General features: G+C 71.1%; 16 protein-coding genes. 5 read left to right on the forward strand and 11 right to left on the reverse strand.

The window, feature by feature from the left end; all coding sequences use genetic code 11:
- Positions 1–56: 56 nt before the first annotated feature.
- The 4 genes from ligA to ACZ7M7_RS34450 all read right to left on the reverse strand — a co-directional run bounded on the left by ligA (position 57) and on the right by ACZ7M7_RS34450 (position 4684).
- Positions 57–2249 carry an NAD-dependent DNA ligase LigA gene (gene ligA, locus ACZ7M7_RS34435; RefSeq protein ID WP_472123797.1) on the reverse strand — a complete coding sequence of 731 codons (2193 nt, stop codon included), beginning with the start codon at positions 2247–2249 and terminating at the stop codon, positions 57–59.
- Positions 2250–2264: 15 nt separating this feature from the next.
- Positions 2265–3275: a methionine synthase gene (locus ACZ7M7_RS34440; RefSeq protein WP_472123800.1), complete on the reverse strand. Its 1011-nt coding sequence runs from the start codon at positions 3273–3275 to the stop codon at positions 2265–2267.
- A gap of 152 nt (positions 3276–3427) precedes the next feature.
- Complete coding sequence (locus ACZ7M7_RS34445; RefSeq protein WP_472123803.1) at positions 3428–4117, reverse strand: SDR family oxidoreductase; 690 nt, start codon at positions 4115–4117, stop codon at positions 3428–3430.
- Between the two features lie 27 nt (positions 4118–4144).
- Positions 4145–4684, reverse strand: a complete 540-nt coding sequence (locus tag ACZ7M7_RS34450; protein ID WP_328879048.1) for an LOG family protein — start codon at positions 4682–4684, stop codon at positions 4145–4147.
- Positions 4685–4734: 50 nt separating this feature from the next.
- Between ACZ7M7_RS34450 and ACZ7M7_RS34455 the strand changes: the two genes are divergently transcribed.
- The gene (locus ACZ7M7_RS34455) at positions 4735–5058 is read left to right on the forward strand and encodes a DUF427 domain-containing protein (RefSeq protein ID WP_383607507.1); all 324 of its coding nucleotides are present in this window, start codon (positions 4735–4737) and stop codon (positions 5056–5058) included.
- Positions 5059–5095: 37 nt separating this feature from the next.
- A complete protein-coding gene (locus ACZ7M7_RS34460; protein WP_472123807.1) occupies positions 5096–5875 on the forward strand; it encodes an alpha/beta fold hydrolase in 780 nt (259 codons plus the stop codon).
- A 61-nt stretch (positions 5876–5936) separates the two neighbouring features.
- Here the strand turns inward: ACZ7M7_RS34460 and mnmA are convergent, their stop codons facing one another.
- Positions 5937–7067 (reverse strand): tRNA 2-thiouridine(34) synthase MnmA, encoded by a 1131-nt coding sequence (gene mnmA / locus ACZ7M7_RS34465; RefSeq protein WP_383607509.1) that lies wholly within the window; start codon positions 7065–7067, stop codon positions 5937–5939.
- Between the two features lie 60 nt (positions 7068–7127).
- Between mnmA and ACZ7M7_RS34470 the strand changes: the two genes are divergently transcribed.
- Entirely contained in the window at positions 7128–7793 is a 666-nt protein-coding gene (locus ACZ7M7_RS34470) for an N-acetylmuramoyl-L-alanine amidase (protein WP_383628578.1), read from the forward strand.
- Between the two features lie 4 nt (positions 7794–7797).
- Here ACZ7M7_RS34470 and ACZ7M7_RS34475 read toward each other — a convergent pair whose 3' ends face one another.
- The 3 genes from ACZ7M7_RS34475 to ACZ7M7_RS34485 form a co-directional block, all read right to left on the reverse strand.
- Positions 7798–8973: a cysteine desulfurase family protein gene (locus ACZ7M7_RS34475; protein WP_472123811.1), complete on the reverse strand. Its 1176-nt coding sequence runs from the start codon at positions 8971–8973 to the stop codon at positions 7798–7800.
- A 496-nt stretch (positions 8974–9469) separates the two neighbouring features.
- Positions 9470–9742 (reverse strand): DUF4190 domain-containing protein, encoded by a 273-nt coding sequence (locus ACZ7M7_RS34480; protein WP_383607512.1) that lies wholly within the window; start codon positions 9740–9742, stop codon positions 9470–9472.
- Positions 9743–9803: 61 nt separating this feature from the next.
- Positions 9804–9956 (reverse strand): hypothetical protein, encoded by a 153-nt coding sequence (locus ACZ7M7_RS34485; RefSeq protein WP_328879055.1) that lies wholly within the window; start codon positions 9954–9956, stop codon positions 9804–9806.
- Positions 9957–10104: 148 nt separating this feature from the next.
- Here ACZ7M7_RS34485 and ACZ7M7_RS34490 point away from each other — a divergent pair, with 148 nt between their 5' ends.
- Positions 10105–10731: a TetR family transcriptional regulator gene (locus ACZ7M7_RS34490; protein WP_383628580.1), complete on the forward strand. Its 627-nt coding sequence runs from the start codon at positions 10105–10107 to the stop codon at positions 10729–10731.
- A gap of 100 nt (positions 10732–10831) precedes the next feature.
- Here ACZ7M7_RS34490 and ACZ7M7_RS34495 read toward each other — a convergent pair whose 3' ends face one another.
- Complete coding sequence (locus ACZ7M7_RS34495; protein WP_472123814.1) at positions 10832–11218, reverse strand: hypothetical protein; 387 nt, start codon at positions 11216–11218, stop codon at positions 10832–10834.
- Positions 11219–11454: 236 nt separating this feature from the next.
- Positions 11455–12318 (reverse strand): thioesterase family protein, encoded by an 864-nt coding sequence (locus ACZ7M7_RS34500; protein WP_383607515.1) that lies wholly within the window; start codon positions 12316–12318, stop codon positions 11455–11457.
- A gap of 168 nt (positions 12319–12486) precedes the next feature.
- Between ACZ7M7_RS34500 and ACZ7M7_RS34505 the strand changes: the two genes are divergently transcribed.
- Positions 12487–13725 (forward strand): alpha/beta hydrolase, encoded by a 1239-nt coding sequence (locus ACZ7M7_RS34505; protein WP_472123817.1) that lies wholly within the window; start codon positions 12487–12489, stop codon positions 13723–13725.
- Here the strand turns inward: ACZ7M7_RS34505 and ACZ7M7_RS34510 are convergent.
- Positions 13634–14290 carry a trimeric intracellular cation channel family protein gene (locus ACZ7M7_RS34510; RefSeq protein WP_472123874.1) on the reverse strand — a complete coding sequence of 219 codons (657 nt, stop codon included), beginning with the start codon at positions 14288–14290 and terminating at the stop codon, positions 13634–13636. The genes ACZ7M7_RS34505 and ACZ7M7_RS34510 overlap by 92 nt on opposite strands.
- Between the last annotated feature and the right edge of the window lie 4 nt (positions 14291–14294).

The raw sequence follows: 14294 nt of genomic DNA on the forward strand, positions 1-14294 counted from the left end.
TGCGCCCCAGCCACCCGTATGCATCTGATATGCGCCGATCGGGGAGGCTTCAACCGCTACTCCTCTGCGGGTAGCGCAACTTCGGCCGCCGCGTCGGGCCCCTGCTCCAGGAGGACGTTGAAGCCGTCCTCGTTCAGAACTGGCACCTTGACCTGCATTGCCTTGTCGTACTTGGACCCAGGGTTGTCACCTACGACAACAAAAGATGTCTTCTTCGAAACGGAACCGGTCACTTTCGCTCCGCGAGTTTGCAGCGCCTCCTTGGCACCATCGCGGGTGAAGTGCTCCAGAGTGCCGGTGACGACGACAGTAAGCCCTTCCAGCGGACGCGGTCCCTCGTCCTCCCCGGAGCCCTCCTCCTCCGTGCGTACGCCGGCCGCCTTCCACTTGCGCAGGATCTCCTGGTGCCACTCCTCGGCGAACCACTCCTTCAGCGAGGCGGCGATGATCGGGCCGACGCCGTCGGTGTTCGCCAACTCCTCCTCGCCGGCCTGCTCGATACGTTCGATGGAGCGGAATTCGCGGGCCAGCGCCTCGGCTGCGACCGGTCCGACATGGCGGATCGACAGGCCGGTGAGGATACGGGCGAGCGGACGCGCCTTCGCTGCGGCGATGTTCTCCAGCATCGCGACCGCGTTCTTCTTGGGCTCGCCCTGCTGGTTGGCGAAGATCGTGACGATCTTCTCCTCGCCGGTCTTCGGGTCGCGCTTGGGCAGACCGCTGTCCTGGTCCAGGACGTACGCCTTGATGGGCAGCAGCTGCTCGACGGTCAGGTCGAACAGGTCACCCTCGTCCAGCAGCGGCGGCTCGGACGGCTCCAGCGGCTTGGTGAGCGCGGCGGCGGCCACATAGCCGAAATGCTCGATGTCCAGCGCCTTGCGGCCCGCGAGATAGAACAGGCGCTCACGCAACTGGGCCGGACAGCTGCGGGCGTTCGGGCAGCGCAGGTCGACGTCGGCCTCCTTCATCGGCCTGAGCGCCGTGCCGCATTCCGGGCACTCGGACGGCATCACGAACTCGCGCTCGCTGCCGTCACGCAGGTCCACCACGGGCCCGAGGATCTCCGGGATCACGTCACCGGCCTTGCGCAGCACCACCGTGTCACCGATGAGGACGCCCTTCGCCTTGACGACGTCCTGGTTGTGCAGGGTGGCGAACTCGACCTCCGAGCCCGCGACCGTGACCGGCTCGACCTGGGCGTACGGCGTGACCCGGCCCGTACGGCCCACGCCCACACGGATGTTGATGAGCTTGGTGTTGACCTCCTCCGGCGCGTACTTGTACGCGATCGCCCAGCGCGGCGCGCGCGAGGTCGAACCGAGGCGGCCCTGGAGCGGGATCTCGTCGAGCTTGACGACGACGCCGTCGATCTCGTGCTCCACGGAGTGGCGGTTCTCGCCGTAGTACGCGATGAACTCCCGGACGCCGTCGAGGCCGTCGACCACCCGGGCGTGCGTGGAGGTGGGCAGGCCCCAGCTCTTGAGCAGGTCGTAGGCCTCGGAGAGGCGGGTCATGCCCTCGTACCCCTCCAGGGCGCCGATGCCGTGGACCACCATGTGCAGCGGCAGCGTGGCCGTGACCTTGGGGTCCTTCTGCCGCAGCGAACCGGAGGCGGAGTTGCGCGGGTTGGCGTACGGCTTCTCCCCGGCCTTCACACGCCGGGCGTTGAGGTCCGCGAAGGCCTCCATCGGGAAGTAGACCTCGCCGCGGATCTCGACGAGCCGCGGCACACGGTCGCCGTGCAGCCGATGCGGGATCTCCGCGATCGTCATGACGTTGGGCGTGATGTCCTCGCCGATCCGTCCGGTGCCCCGGGTGGCGGCCCGGGTGAGCCGGCCGTCCTCGTACGTCAGGTTCACCGCGAGCCCGTCGACCTTGAGCTCGCACAGCAGGTGGTAGTCGGGACCGCCGACGTCCCGGGCCACTCTCTCCGCCCAGGCCGCGAGGCCCGCGTCGTCGAAGACGTTGTCCAGGGAGAGCATGCGCTCGCGGTGCTCCACCTCGGCGAGGTCCGTCTCGTACTCGACGGCGACCTTCTGGGTCGGCGAGTCCGGGGTGCGCAGCTCCGGATACTCGTCCTCCAGCGCTTCGAGCGAGCGCAGGAGCTCGTCGAACTCCGCGTCGCTGATGACCGGAGCGTCCTTCACGTAGTACCGGAAGCGGTGCTCCTCGATCTGCTCAGCGAGCTTCGCGTGCTTCTCCCGTGCCTGTGCGGGCACCGTCGTCTCCGCTTGCTTGTCGCCGGCCACCGTATGGTCCTCCCGTTACTCTGGGTTGTCCGCGAGGGATCTCGCCGCCCGGGCGCAGTGCGCGAGTGCCTTGCGCGCGTACTGCGGAGAGGCCCCCGCGAGTCCGCACGACGGCGTGACCGTGACCGCCTCCGCGAGAAGCCCCGGTGACAGCCCCAGCCTGCGCCACAACGTCCTGACACCCATGACGCTACCGGCAGGGTCTGACAATGGGCCGTCCGTGCCGGGGACGACACCTGCGAAGAGCCGGGTGCCCCCTTCCACGGCCTCACCGATCGCGTCGTCGTCACGTTCGGTGAGGAGCGAGAAGTCGAAGGAGACCGCCGCCGCGCCCGCCCGGCGCAGCAGGGCGAACGGGACGTCCGGCGCGCATGAGTGGACCACGACGGGGCCGCCGCCGTGAACCCCGACGACGTCGCGGAGGGTGGCCTCGACGATCTGCCGGTCCACGGCACGGTGGGTCCGGTAGCCGCTGGCCGACTTCACGTGCCCGCGCAGTACGGCGACGAGGGAGGGCTCGTCGAGCTGGAGGACGAGCTGCGCGCCGGGTACCCGGCGCGCGACCTCCTCCAGGTGCTGCCGCAGCCCCTCGGCGAGCGAGGCGGCGAGGTCGCGGCAGGCGCCGGCGTCGGAGAGAACGACCTCGCCGTTCTTCAGTTCCAGGGCCGCGGCCAGGGTCCAGGGCCCGACGGCCTGGACCTTGAGCAGCCCCTCGTATCCCTGGGTGAACTCCTCCAGTGCGTCGAGGTCCTGCCCCAGCCACGACCTCGCCCGCCTGGTGTCCCGCCCCGGCCGGTCCCCGATCCGCCATCCGCTGGGCTCCACTCGCGCGTACAGCTCGACGAGCATCCCCGCGGTCCGCCCGATCATGTCCGCGCCGGGGCCGCGGGCGGGCAGCTCGGCGAGGAACGGGAAGTCCTCGAAGGACCCGGTGACGGTCTTGGCGGCCTCACGGGCGTCGCCGCCGGGCATGGAACCGATGCCGGTGGCTCCGCCGAAGGCGGCCTGGGTGGTGTTGTCGCTCACCCCCGAAGCCTACGTAACCCCTCCGGGGGTTCCTGCGCGGTGAGCACGCGCGGTGGGACCGTGCCTGGGGGCTGCCGCCCCCAGACCCCTGCTTCGGCCCTGCGGGCCTCGTCCTCAAACGCCGGACGGGCTGAAGTATCCGGGCGGTGCCGTCAGCTGCCCGGCCGGACCGTCAGGTCGTTGACCTCCGCGTCCCTCGGGAGGTCCAGGGCCATCAGGATCGTCGTGGCGACCGACTCGGGGTCGATCCACTGCGACTCGTCGTACTCCTTGCCCTCCTGCTGGTGGACCTTCGCCTGCATCGGGCTGGCGGTGCGGCCGGGGTAGACGGACGTGACCCGGACGCCGTTGCCGTGCTCCTCGTTGCGCAGGGAGTCGGCCAGGGCCTTCAGGCCGTGCTTGGACGCGGCGTATGCGGACCACTCGGCGCTCGCGCGCAGGCCCGCGCCCGAGTTCACGAAGATCACGTGGCCGCGGGCGGTGCGGAGCTGGGGAAGGAAGTGGCGGGTCAGTTCCGCCGGGGCGATCAGGTTGACGTTCAGCTGATGGCGCCAGGACTTCGGGGTCAGGTCGCCCACCGCGCCGAGGTCCACGACCCCGGCGATGTGGAGCAGGGAGTCCACCCGGCCCGGGAGCGTCTGGTGGGAGAAGGCCCAGGACAGCTTGTCCGGGTCCGCCAGATCGCCGACCAGCGTCTTCGCGCCGGGGAACTGCGCCACCAGCTCCTTCGCCCGGCCCGCGTCGCGCGCGTGGAGGACGAGATCGTCCCCGCGCGCGTGCAGACGGCGGGCGACGGCCGCGCCGATGCCGGAGCCCGCTCCGGTGATCACATGAGTAGCCATGCCCGCCATGCTCGCATCAGTGCCCGGTCACTCCACTCCCTGGCTCTCCTCCAGGTACGCCAGCGCTCCCACCGGCTCCTCCGCGAAGAACACCAGGTCGGTCAGAGGGCGGGGCAGGAAGCCCTCGTCATCCATGCGGCGGAACTGCTCCTTCAGGCCGTCGTAGAAGCCCGCGGTGTTGAGCAGGACCACCGGCTTGTCCGTGTGGCCGTGCTTCTTCAGTTCAAGGATCTCCGTCGCCTCGTCGAGGGTCCCGGTGCCGCCGACCATGATGACCACCGCGTCGGCCTTCTCCAGCAGCAGCTTCTTGCGCTCGGCCAGGTCCTTCGCGATCACCATCTCGTCGACGCCCGGCCGGACCTTGGAGGCCAGGAACTGCACGGAGACCCCGACCAGCCGGCCGCCCGCTTCCTGCACCCCGTCGGCGACCACCTTCATCAGCCCGACGTCGGAGCCGCCCCACACGAGCGTGTGCCCGCCCTTGCCCAGCAGTTTCGCGAACTCGCGCGCGGGTCGCGTGTAACGGTCGTCGAGGTCGGCGGCGGAAAGGAAGACACAGATACGCATGCAGCCACCGTACGCGGGAAGAACTGGGGGCCCGCGAGCGCTTTTCCGATATGGCTCAAGGACACACGATCACGATCGAGCAGGGCACGCGACGGGTGCGGGTCGTCCGCGGCGACCAGATCCTGGCTGAATCCGACCGCCCGCTCCTCCTGCGGGAGACGGGTTGTCCCGTGCGCTACTACATCCCGCCGGAGGACGTACGCCTGGACCTGCTGACGCCCTCGGAGACCCATTCCTACTGCCCCTTCAAGGGAACGGCCTCCTACTGGTCGCTGCCCGACGCGGCCGACCTCGTCTGGGCCTATCCGGACCCGAAGCCGGACGTGGCCGAGATCAAGGACCATCTGTGCTTCTACGAAGTCGAGGTGTCGTAGACGATTAGGAGCGCCCCATACGGCAATCTCCACAGGCATGGACAAGAACACCATTTCGCACGACGGCACCTCCATCGCGTACCAGAGCAGCGGGCAGGGGCCGGCGGTGATCCTGGTCAGTGGGGCGATGTCCACCGGGGCCACTGTCGCGCCGCTGGCCGTACCTCTCGCGGACCGCTTCAGGGTCGTCTCGTACGACCGTCGCGGGCGCGGCGAGAGCGGTGACACCCAGCCGTACGCGGTGGAGCGCGAGGTCGAGGATCTTGCCGCGCTGATCGAGGCGGTGGGCGGCGAGGCGGCGCTCTACGGTGTCTCGTCGGGCGGCGCCCTGGCGCTCGAGGCGGCGGCGAGCGGGCTGCCGGTGCGTCAGGTCGCCGTGTACGAGGTGCCGTTCGCCGTCTACGAGGGCGGCGCCAAGGAGCGGGCGGAGTACACCGAGCGGCTGACCGAGGCGCTGGCGGAAGACCGGCGCGGGGACGCCGTCGAGCTCTTCCTGCGGCTCACGGGCATGGCCGAGCAGATGATCCAGGGTGCCCGCCAGTCGCCCATGTGGCCCGGTCTGGAGACCATCGCGCCGAGCCTGGCGTACGACGACGCCGTGATGGGCGACGGTCTGCTCCCCCAGGACCGGCTGGCCTCGATCGGGGTGCCGGTGCTGGCGGTCGCGGGCAGCCTGAGCCCCGCGTGGATGCGTGAGGCGACGCGGGCGGTCGCGGAGACCGTGCCCGAGGGGACGTACCGGAGCCTGGAGGGGCAGACCCACATGGTGGAGCCGGACGTTCTCGGGCCGGTGCTCGCGGAGTTCTTCGGGGCGTGATCGCGGCCGGATACCGGCACACGCGTGTGCCTGGAGTGCGGCTCCACCCGGGCGCCTCGCCTCAGACGGCCGCTGTCGTCGCCCGCTGAGTCGACGCAATCGTCGCCGAGCCCACCACGCGCGTGCCGTCGTACAGGACGATCGCCTGGCCGGGGGCCACTCCGCGGACCGGGTCCGTGAAGCTGACCTCCAGGGTGCCGTCGACCAGCTCGGCGGTCACCTCGGTCTCGCCGCCGTGGGCGCGCAGCTGGGCGGTGTAGGTGCCGGGGCCGGTCGGGGCGGTGCCGCACCAGCGGGGCTTGATGGCGGTGAGGGCGCTGACGTCCAGGGAGTCCGCCGGGCCGACGGTCACCGTGTTGTTGACCGGCGAGATGTCGAGGACGTAGCGAGGCTTGCCGTCGGGGGCCGGGGTGCCGATGCGCAGGCCCTTGCGCTGGCCGATGGTGAAGCCGTACGCGCCCTCGTGCGTGCCGAGCTTCGCGCCCGCCTCGTCGACGATGTCGCCCTCCGCCTTGCCGAGGCGGTTCGCGAGGAAGCCCTGGGTGTCGCCGTCGGCGATGAAGCAGATGTCGTGCGAGTCGGGCTTCTTCGCGACCGCCAGGCCGCGGCGCTCCGCCTCCGCGCGGATCTCGTCCTTCGTCGTCAGGGTGTCGCCGAGCGGGAACATCGCGTGTGCGAGCTGCTGCTCGTCCAGGACGCCGAGGACGTACGACTGGTCCTTGGCCATGTCGGAGGCGCGGTGCAGCTCGCGGGTGCCGTCCTCGGTCAGCACGACCGTCGCGTAGTGGCCGGTGCAGACCGCGTCGAAGCCGAGGGCCAGGGCCTTGTCCAGCAGGGCCGCGAACTTGATCTTCTCGTTGCAGCGCAGGCAGGGGTTCGGGGTGCGGCCGGCCTCGTACTCGGCGACGAAGTCCTCGACCACGTCCTCGCGGAAGCGGTCGGCGAGGTCCCACACGTAGAACGGGATGCCGATGACGTCCGCGGCGCGGCGGGCGTCGCGGGAGTCCTCGATGGTGCAACAGCCCCGCGCGCCCGTGCGGAAGGATTGGGGGTTCGCGGAGAGCGCGAGGTGGACGCCGGTGACGTCATGGCCGGCCTCGGCCGCGCGGGCGGCGGCGACGGCGGAGTCGACCCCGCCGGACATGGCGGCGAGGACACGGAGGGGGCGGGAGGGCTGCGCGGTGTCAGTCATAACCCTTCCAGGGTACGGGGGCGTGGGAACCAGGACCCGCGAGTATCCGTTGACGATCACATGGGACAGCGGAAGGCTCCGAAGGACGGCGACCGGAAGGTCGGCCGTCGCGCATTGCTGATCGGTGGGGCAGTGGCGGCGGCGGGCTCGGCCGTGCTGGCCCGCGACGAGCTCGCGCGGCTGTGGTGGCGGGTGCCGGGCGTGGAGAAGCCGCGCAAGGAGGGCGAGGTCGACTACACCGGCGCGCGGTGGGTGGCGGCGTCGGACGCGAACTGGCGGCGGGCGGACCGGCCCGACGACTACGGCATAGACATGGTGATCATCCATGTCACCCAGGGCAGCTTCGACAGCGCGGTGAAGGTGTTCCAGGACCCGGAACACGGGGCGGCCGCGCACTACATCGTCCGCAAGGACGGCCACGTCACGCAGATGATCCGCGAGCTGGACGTGGCGTACCACGCGGGCAATCGCGACTACAACGAGCGCAGTGTCGGCATCGAGCACGAGGGCTTCGTGGAGCGGCCGCAGGACCTCACGGACGAGATGTACGAGGCCTCGGCGCGGCTGACGGCCCGGATATGCGCGCGCTATGACATCCCCGTCGACCGCGAGCACATCATCGGGCACGTGGAGGTGCCGGGGACCGACCACACGGACCCCGGGAAGCACTGGGACTGGGACCGGTACATGAAGCTGGTGCGGGCGGCGCGTACGGCGCCCGCGTAGCGCTCTATGTGAGGCCGGCCGCCCGCGCGCGTTCCACCGCCGGGCCGATCGCCTTGGCGACCGCCTCGACGTCGGCCTCCGTGGAGGTGTGGCCGAGGGAGAAGCGGAGGGTGCCGCGGGCCAGGTCGGGGTCGGTGCCGGTGGCCAGGAGGACGTGGCTGGGCTGGGCGACGCCCGCGGTGCAGGCGGAGCCGGTGGAGCACTCGATGCCCTGGGCGTCGAGCAGCAGGAGCAGGGAGTCGCCCTCGCAGCCCGGGAAGGTGAAGTGCGCGTTGGCCGGGAGGCGGCCGCCGGGTGCCGGGTCGCCGCCGAGGATCGCGTCCGGGACGGCCGTACGGACCGCTTCGACCAGGGCGTCGCGCAGGGCGCCGATCTCCCGGTCGAACCACTCGCGCTGCTCGGCGGCGAGGCGGCCGGCGACCGCGAAGGAGGCGATGGCGGGGACGTCGAGGGTGCCGGAGCGGACGTGGCGTTCCTGGCCGCCGCCGTGCAGGACGGGCACGGGGGTGTGATCACGGCCGAGCATCAGGGCGCCGATGCCGTACGGGCCGCCGATCTTGTGGCCGGAGACCGTCATCGCGGCGAGGCCGGAGGCGGCGAAGTCGACGGGGACCTGGCCGAAGGCCTGGACGGCGTCGGCGTGCAGGGGGATGTCGAACTCCTTTGCCACGTCGGCCAGTTCGCGGATCGGCATGACGGTGCCGATCTCGTTGTTGGCCCACATCACGGTGGCGAGGGCGACGTCGTGGGGGTCGCGGGCGATGGCTTCGCGCAGGGCGTCCGGGTGGACCCGGCCGTGGGAGTCGACCGGGAGGTATTCGACCTTGGCGCCCTCGTGCTCGCCGAGCCAGTGGACTGCGTCGAGGACGGCGTGGTGCTCGACGGGGCTCGCCAGGATGCGGGTGCGGGTGCCGGCCGGGTCGGCGTCTCGGCGGGACCAGTACAGGCCCTTGACCGCGAGGTTGTCGGCCTCGGTGCCGCCGGAGGTGAGGACGACCTCGCTGGGGCGGGCGCCGAGCGCTTCCGCGAGGGTCTCGCGGGCCTCCTCGACGGATCGCCTCGCGCGGCGGCCGGATGCGTGGAGGGAGGAGGCGTTGCCGGTGACGCTCAGGTGGGCGGTCAGGGCCTCTGCCGCCTCCGGGAGCATGGGGGTCGTCGCGGCGTGGTCGAGGTAAGCCATGGTGAGCCCGATTCTACGGGCGCCGCCACGTGGCCTCGTGCCCAGGTTGCCGCGGAGTGTGGCTGGATTGCGCCTTGCCCGCGTTCCGGACGCCTTCGGTGGCGACCCAGCCGGCACTGCGGCCCGTGCCCACGCGTTCCGCCCTACGGAACGACTGCCCACGGGGGTGACGGTTCGACCGACGGCGGTCAGCGCGCGAACCACTCCCAGAGCGGGGGCAGCCCGGTCAGCGATCGACCGACGGCCCGCGGCGGCCGGCCGGCGCCGGCGCGTGAACGACGGAGGGCAGGCAACGCCTGGTGGGGCCGACGGCGGGCGGCAGGCAGCGCGCGAAACACTCCCGCAGCTGCCGGCTCCCGCAGCTCCGGCGGCTTGGCCAGCGGGCCGCGCCGGTCAGCCGACGGCAGACAGTGGGCGGCGCCCGGCGGACCGTCCGCGGCTGCGGCTCGTCCCAAGCCGCTTGCCGGCGGATGCGGATGCCGGTGCTCCGGAACCCCTAGAAGCTCCAGGACAGCGTGTTGTCCACCTGCACGAAGGCCAGCAGGACCAGCAGGTCGGCGACGCCGAGGCCCATGCCCAGGTAGGCGCGACCCCTGCGCTGGGTGCCTCGCCACAGGGAAGCCGCGGCCAGGACGATCGCGGTCGGGCCGAGGAAGAGGTTGAAGACGAGGAGGCCGAGGAGGCCGAGGATGAAGGACGCCACGGCCATGCCGTCGGCGTCGCGGGTGCGGGTGCCGGGGCGCGTGGTGGCCGGTGCGGTGAGGTGCATGGGGTGTCAGCTCCCGAGAAGTCGGTTCGGATGACGAAGTCGATTCGGACGACGGAGTCGGTCAGTTGCGGCGGGCGTGACGCTCGCGGGCGGCGAAGATGCCCAGCCAGACGGCGATCACGGCGGCGGCAACAGCGGTGAAGGCGAGCGGTGCGTGGGCCACGGTGCCCAGCAGCACGCCCAGCAGCAGGAGCGCGGCGACGAGGAACAGCATGGAATGGAGCCCCCTTCGAGATCCCTCTCGCTGGAGATCTCTCTCGTTACGTTTGGGTGAACAGTTGTAGTAACAGTTGTTCACTGACTCCAAGTCTAGCGCGCCCCACGGCTTTTCAATTCCAGAGAACAGTTGTTAACTGCATGGTATGAGTCACACCTTCGGTATCCGGCAGGCCCAGAAGCAGAAGACCCGCCAGTCCCTCCTGGACGCGGCGCTCGGACTGCTGGAGGAGCAGAGCCTGAGCAGCCTGGGCCTGCGCGAGGTCACCCGTGCCGTCGGCGTCGCCCCCACCGCCTTCTACCGGCACTTCCGCTCCACCGCCGACCTCGGAGTCGCCCTCGTCGAGGAGGCGTTGGGCAGTCTGCACCCCATGATCCGTACGATCGTCAGCTCCGCCGGCGACAGCGACCAACGCATCGAACGCGCCGTCGACCTGATCGCCCGGCATGTCGAGACCCACCCTGCCCACGTCCGCTTCATCGCCCGGGAGCGGCACGGCGGCGTGCAGTCGGTGCGGGAGGCGATCCAGGACCAACTGGCCCGTTTCGCCGAGGAGGTGAAGGTCGCGCTCACCAAGGACCCGGTCTCCGAGGGCTGGAACGACGACGACCTCCTCATGCTCGCCAACCTCTATGTAGACCAGATGCTGATGACGGCCTCACTGTTCCTGGACGCCCTGGAGGCGCCGGAGGAGGAGCGGCGGCGCGTCGCCCAGGTCGCGACCCGCCAGATGCGGTTGATCAGCATCGGCCGGGAGCACTGGCTGGACTGAGGACCGGGGAACGGCACGACGCCACAGGGGCGGCACCCCCGTTCACCGGGGGTGCCGCCCCTGTCGTACGGCTCGTACGGCGTCCGTACGGCGTCCTACGTCAGCTCTTGGTCGCCGTCGCCGCCGCGCTCGGCGCACCGCTCGGCACCCCGCTGGGAGCCGCCCCGCCGCCGGGACCACCACAGCCACCCTGACCCCCGCCGGGGCCACCCTGCCCTCCACCGGGGCCGCCACTGGGCGCCCCGCTCGGCGCGCCCGACGGCGCCCCGGAAGGCGCACCGGACGGCGGCGAGGCCGGCGCACCCGACGGCGCGCCGCTGGGCGCCCCCGACGCAGCCCCACTCGGCTGCCGGCACGACGACTGCTGCTGCCCGGAGTTGCCGTCGTTCGACGTCGACGACGAGGAGTCGCCGGACCCGCAGGCCGCCAGGGCCAGGGGCGAGAGCGCCAGCAGGGCCACGGCGGGGAGGAGACGCGCACGCTTCATGAGAGACAGCTCCAAGGAAGATGAGGAAACTGAGGAAGTCCTGGGCGGGCACTCAACCAACGCCGCTTAGGGCTCCCTTGAGGCCCGGCTGTCGAGGGCCTGTGCGCCGGGCAAAGCGCACCTCAACACACGCCGCTGACCTGCAAACTTCCTTGGAGACTCAACCAACTCGCCGGTACAGGGCCGTGACACGGCAAAGCCGATCGCGACACGCCCCCTGCACCACCGGACCAGCTTCAGCCGAGCCGTACCCTCGCCAGCTGCCTCGACTGCGCCACCAACCGGTCCGCGCTGTCCCACACTTCCGCGTCCTCCTCCAGGAAGCCGCCGGCGAGGTTGCGGGTGGTGATGGACACGCGCAGGGGGCCCGGGGCCGGGCGGCACCGGATGTGGACGGTCAGTTCGACCGTCGGGACCCAGCCGGAGATGCCGATCTCGAAGGCCGTCGGGGGCAGCGCGTCGACGGCCAGGAGCAGGGAGAGGGGGTCGGCGTCGCGGCCGTCCGCGAGGCCGAACCAGGCCCGCATCTCGCCCTTGCCCGAGGGCTGGCCGAGTGCCCAGCCGAGGGTGGACGGGTCGAGCTTGAGCATGAGGCGGTCGGCAATGGCCGAGCTGCCGTCGACGGGGGCGGGGCCGTCCTCGGGGCCGAAGCAGTGGTCCATCGGCGGGATCGCGGGCGGCTTGGCCGTCGTACGGACGTCGTCGGGGAGGGCGCCGAGGTCGCCGTAGGAGGCGAGGACGCGGATGCGTTCCACCTCGCGGCCCTGCTCGTCGTACTGGAAGAGCGAGGCCTGGCCGGTCGACAGGGTCCGCCCGGTGCGCACCACGTCCGTGCGGACGACCGCCGGGCCCGGCTGGGACGCGGTGAGATAGTGCGCGGAGATGGTGAACGGGTCGCCGTGCGGGAGCGCGTCCGCGAGGGCGCGGCCGAGGACGGCCAGCAGATAGCCGCCGTTGACGGCGCTGATGATCGTCCAGCCGGCGGACAGGTCGATGTCGTAGACGCCGGGCTCGCGCAGGGTCAGCGCGGTGTCGCGGTCGAACTCGCTGTCGCCGATCGTGGCCCGCGGGGCCGTCGGGGCAGAGGCTGCTTCTGGCATGGATGAACGGTACAACAGCTAACTACTAAGCGGTAGCTTTTTCTCCCTGTGAGGGCTCGCACCCGTTCCCGCAAGAGCGCACACCTGTCGGACGAGATGTGCGCAACTTTTCGGCAAGTGCCCCGGCTCGCCCGAAACCCGAAGCCCGCTCTGCCCCTCTATGAGGACATGAGTCTCACCGGGACCCCGTTCCTCTACACGCTGATCGCGCTGTGCGTCGTCGCCGTCGCGCTGCCGCTGGTCCTGTGGTCGCGAGTGCGCGGGCCCAAGGTCGTGCGGGGTGCCGCCCGAGTGCTGATGCTGCTGTTCGCCCAGGCCACCGCGGTCGCCCTGGTCTTCACCATGGTCAACAACTCCAACCAGCTGTACGACAGTTGGGGCGATCTGCTCGGCACCAGCGACCATGTGCACGAGGCCGCCGACCTCGGGGCGAGCGGCACCGGCGGGATCGCGCTGGAGAAGCTGCCCAAGGTGCGGCAGACGTTCAAGCCGGCCAAGGGGCCGGGCATGCGCGCGGAGGGCGGCGTACTCGTCACGCACCTCAAGGGCCGGGTCTCCGGAGTGCACGCCGAGGTCAACGTCTGGCTGCCGCCGCAGTACCACGAGCCCGCGTACCGCAATCACCGGTTCCCGGTCGTCGAGGTGCTGCCGGGCTTCCCGGGCTCGTCGAAGGCCTGGTACGGGACGATGGACGCGCCCCAGCAGCTGGCGCCGCTGATGCGCAGCGGGCAGATCGAGCCGTTCATCATCGTCTCGCCGCGCACCTCGCTGCTGCCCGGCGTGGACACCGGCTGCGCGAACATACCGGGCAAGGTGAACGCCGACAGCTGGCTCAGCGTCGACGTGCCGAGGATGGTCATGGACAACTTCCGCACCCAGGCCGCGCCGGACGGCTGGGCCGTCGCCGGGTACTCGGCGGGCGGGCACTGCGCGGCCAAGCTCGCCGTCGCCCACCCCGACCGCTACCGGGCCGCGGTCAGCCTGTCCGGCTACAACGACCCCGCCGCCGTACCCCAGTCGCTCGCCGCCAAGTCCCCGGCGCTGCGGGCCGCGAACAACCCGTACGCCCTGCTCAAGAAGTCCCGTGTCCCGCCGCGCGTGGCGCTCTACCTCTCCGGTCAGCCGAAGGACGGCTACGAGGCGGCCATGGCCGTCGAGCGGGCCGCGAAGGCGCCGACGACTGTGAACGTGGTGTTCATCCCGAGCGGCGCGGGCGGTCACACCATGGCGCTGTGGAAGCCGCAGGTGGTCCCGGCGTTCCGCTGGCTGAGCGAGGTGATGGGGCCCCGGCAGCAGACCCGTACGGCACCGGGGGCTACTCCTCTCGCACCGTCGACCGCCGGTTCCAGGCCCGCGGAGCTCGCCAGTGGAACCGCATCGCGAGCAGCCGCAGCACGAATGCCGTGACGACCGCGAGCGTGCTGGTGAACGAGTTCAGGGCGCCGTAGTGGATGCACAGGACGACCATCGTGGCGCCGACGATCGCCGGAACCGCGTACAGGTCGCGGTCCCAGCGCAGCAGTGACGGCACTTCGTTGGCGAGGACGTCACGCAGCACGCCGCCGCCCACGGCGGTCGCGAGGCCCAGCGCGGCCGAGGCGGTGAGGTTGAGGCCGTAGTCGTACGCCTTCGTCGTCCCGGCGACGCAGAACAGGCCGAGGCCCGCCGCGTCGAAGACGTTCACGCCGGTCTGGATCCGCTCCACGTGCGGGTGGAGAAAGATGACGAGCAGCGCGGCGAGCAGCGGGGTGAGGAAGTACCCCAGATCCGTGAAGGCGGCCGGGGGTACGGCGCCGATGACGACGTCCCGGAACAGCCCGCCGCCCAGGGCGGTGACCTCGGCGAGGACGGCGATACCGAAGACGTCGAAGTTCTTGCGGACCGCCAGCAGCGCGCCGGAGATGGCGAAGACGAAGATGCCGATCAGGTCGAGCGTGTGCTGGACGGACGGGCTGAACAGTTGCTGGAGCACCCGC

It is taken from the genome of Streptomyces sp. NPDC111606, from assembly GCF_055656945.1.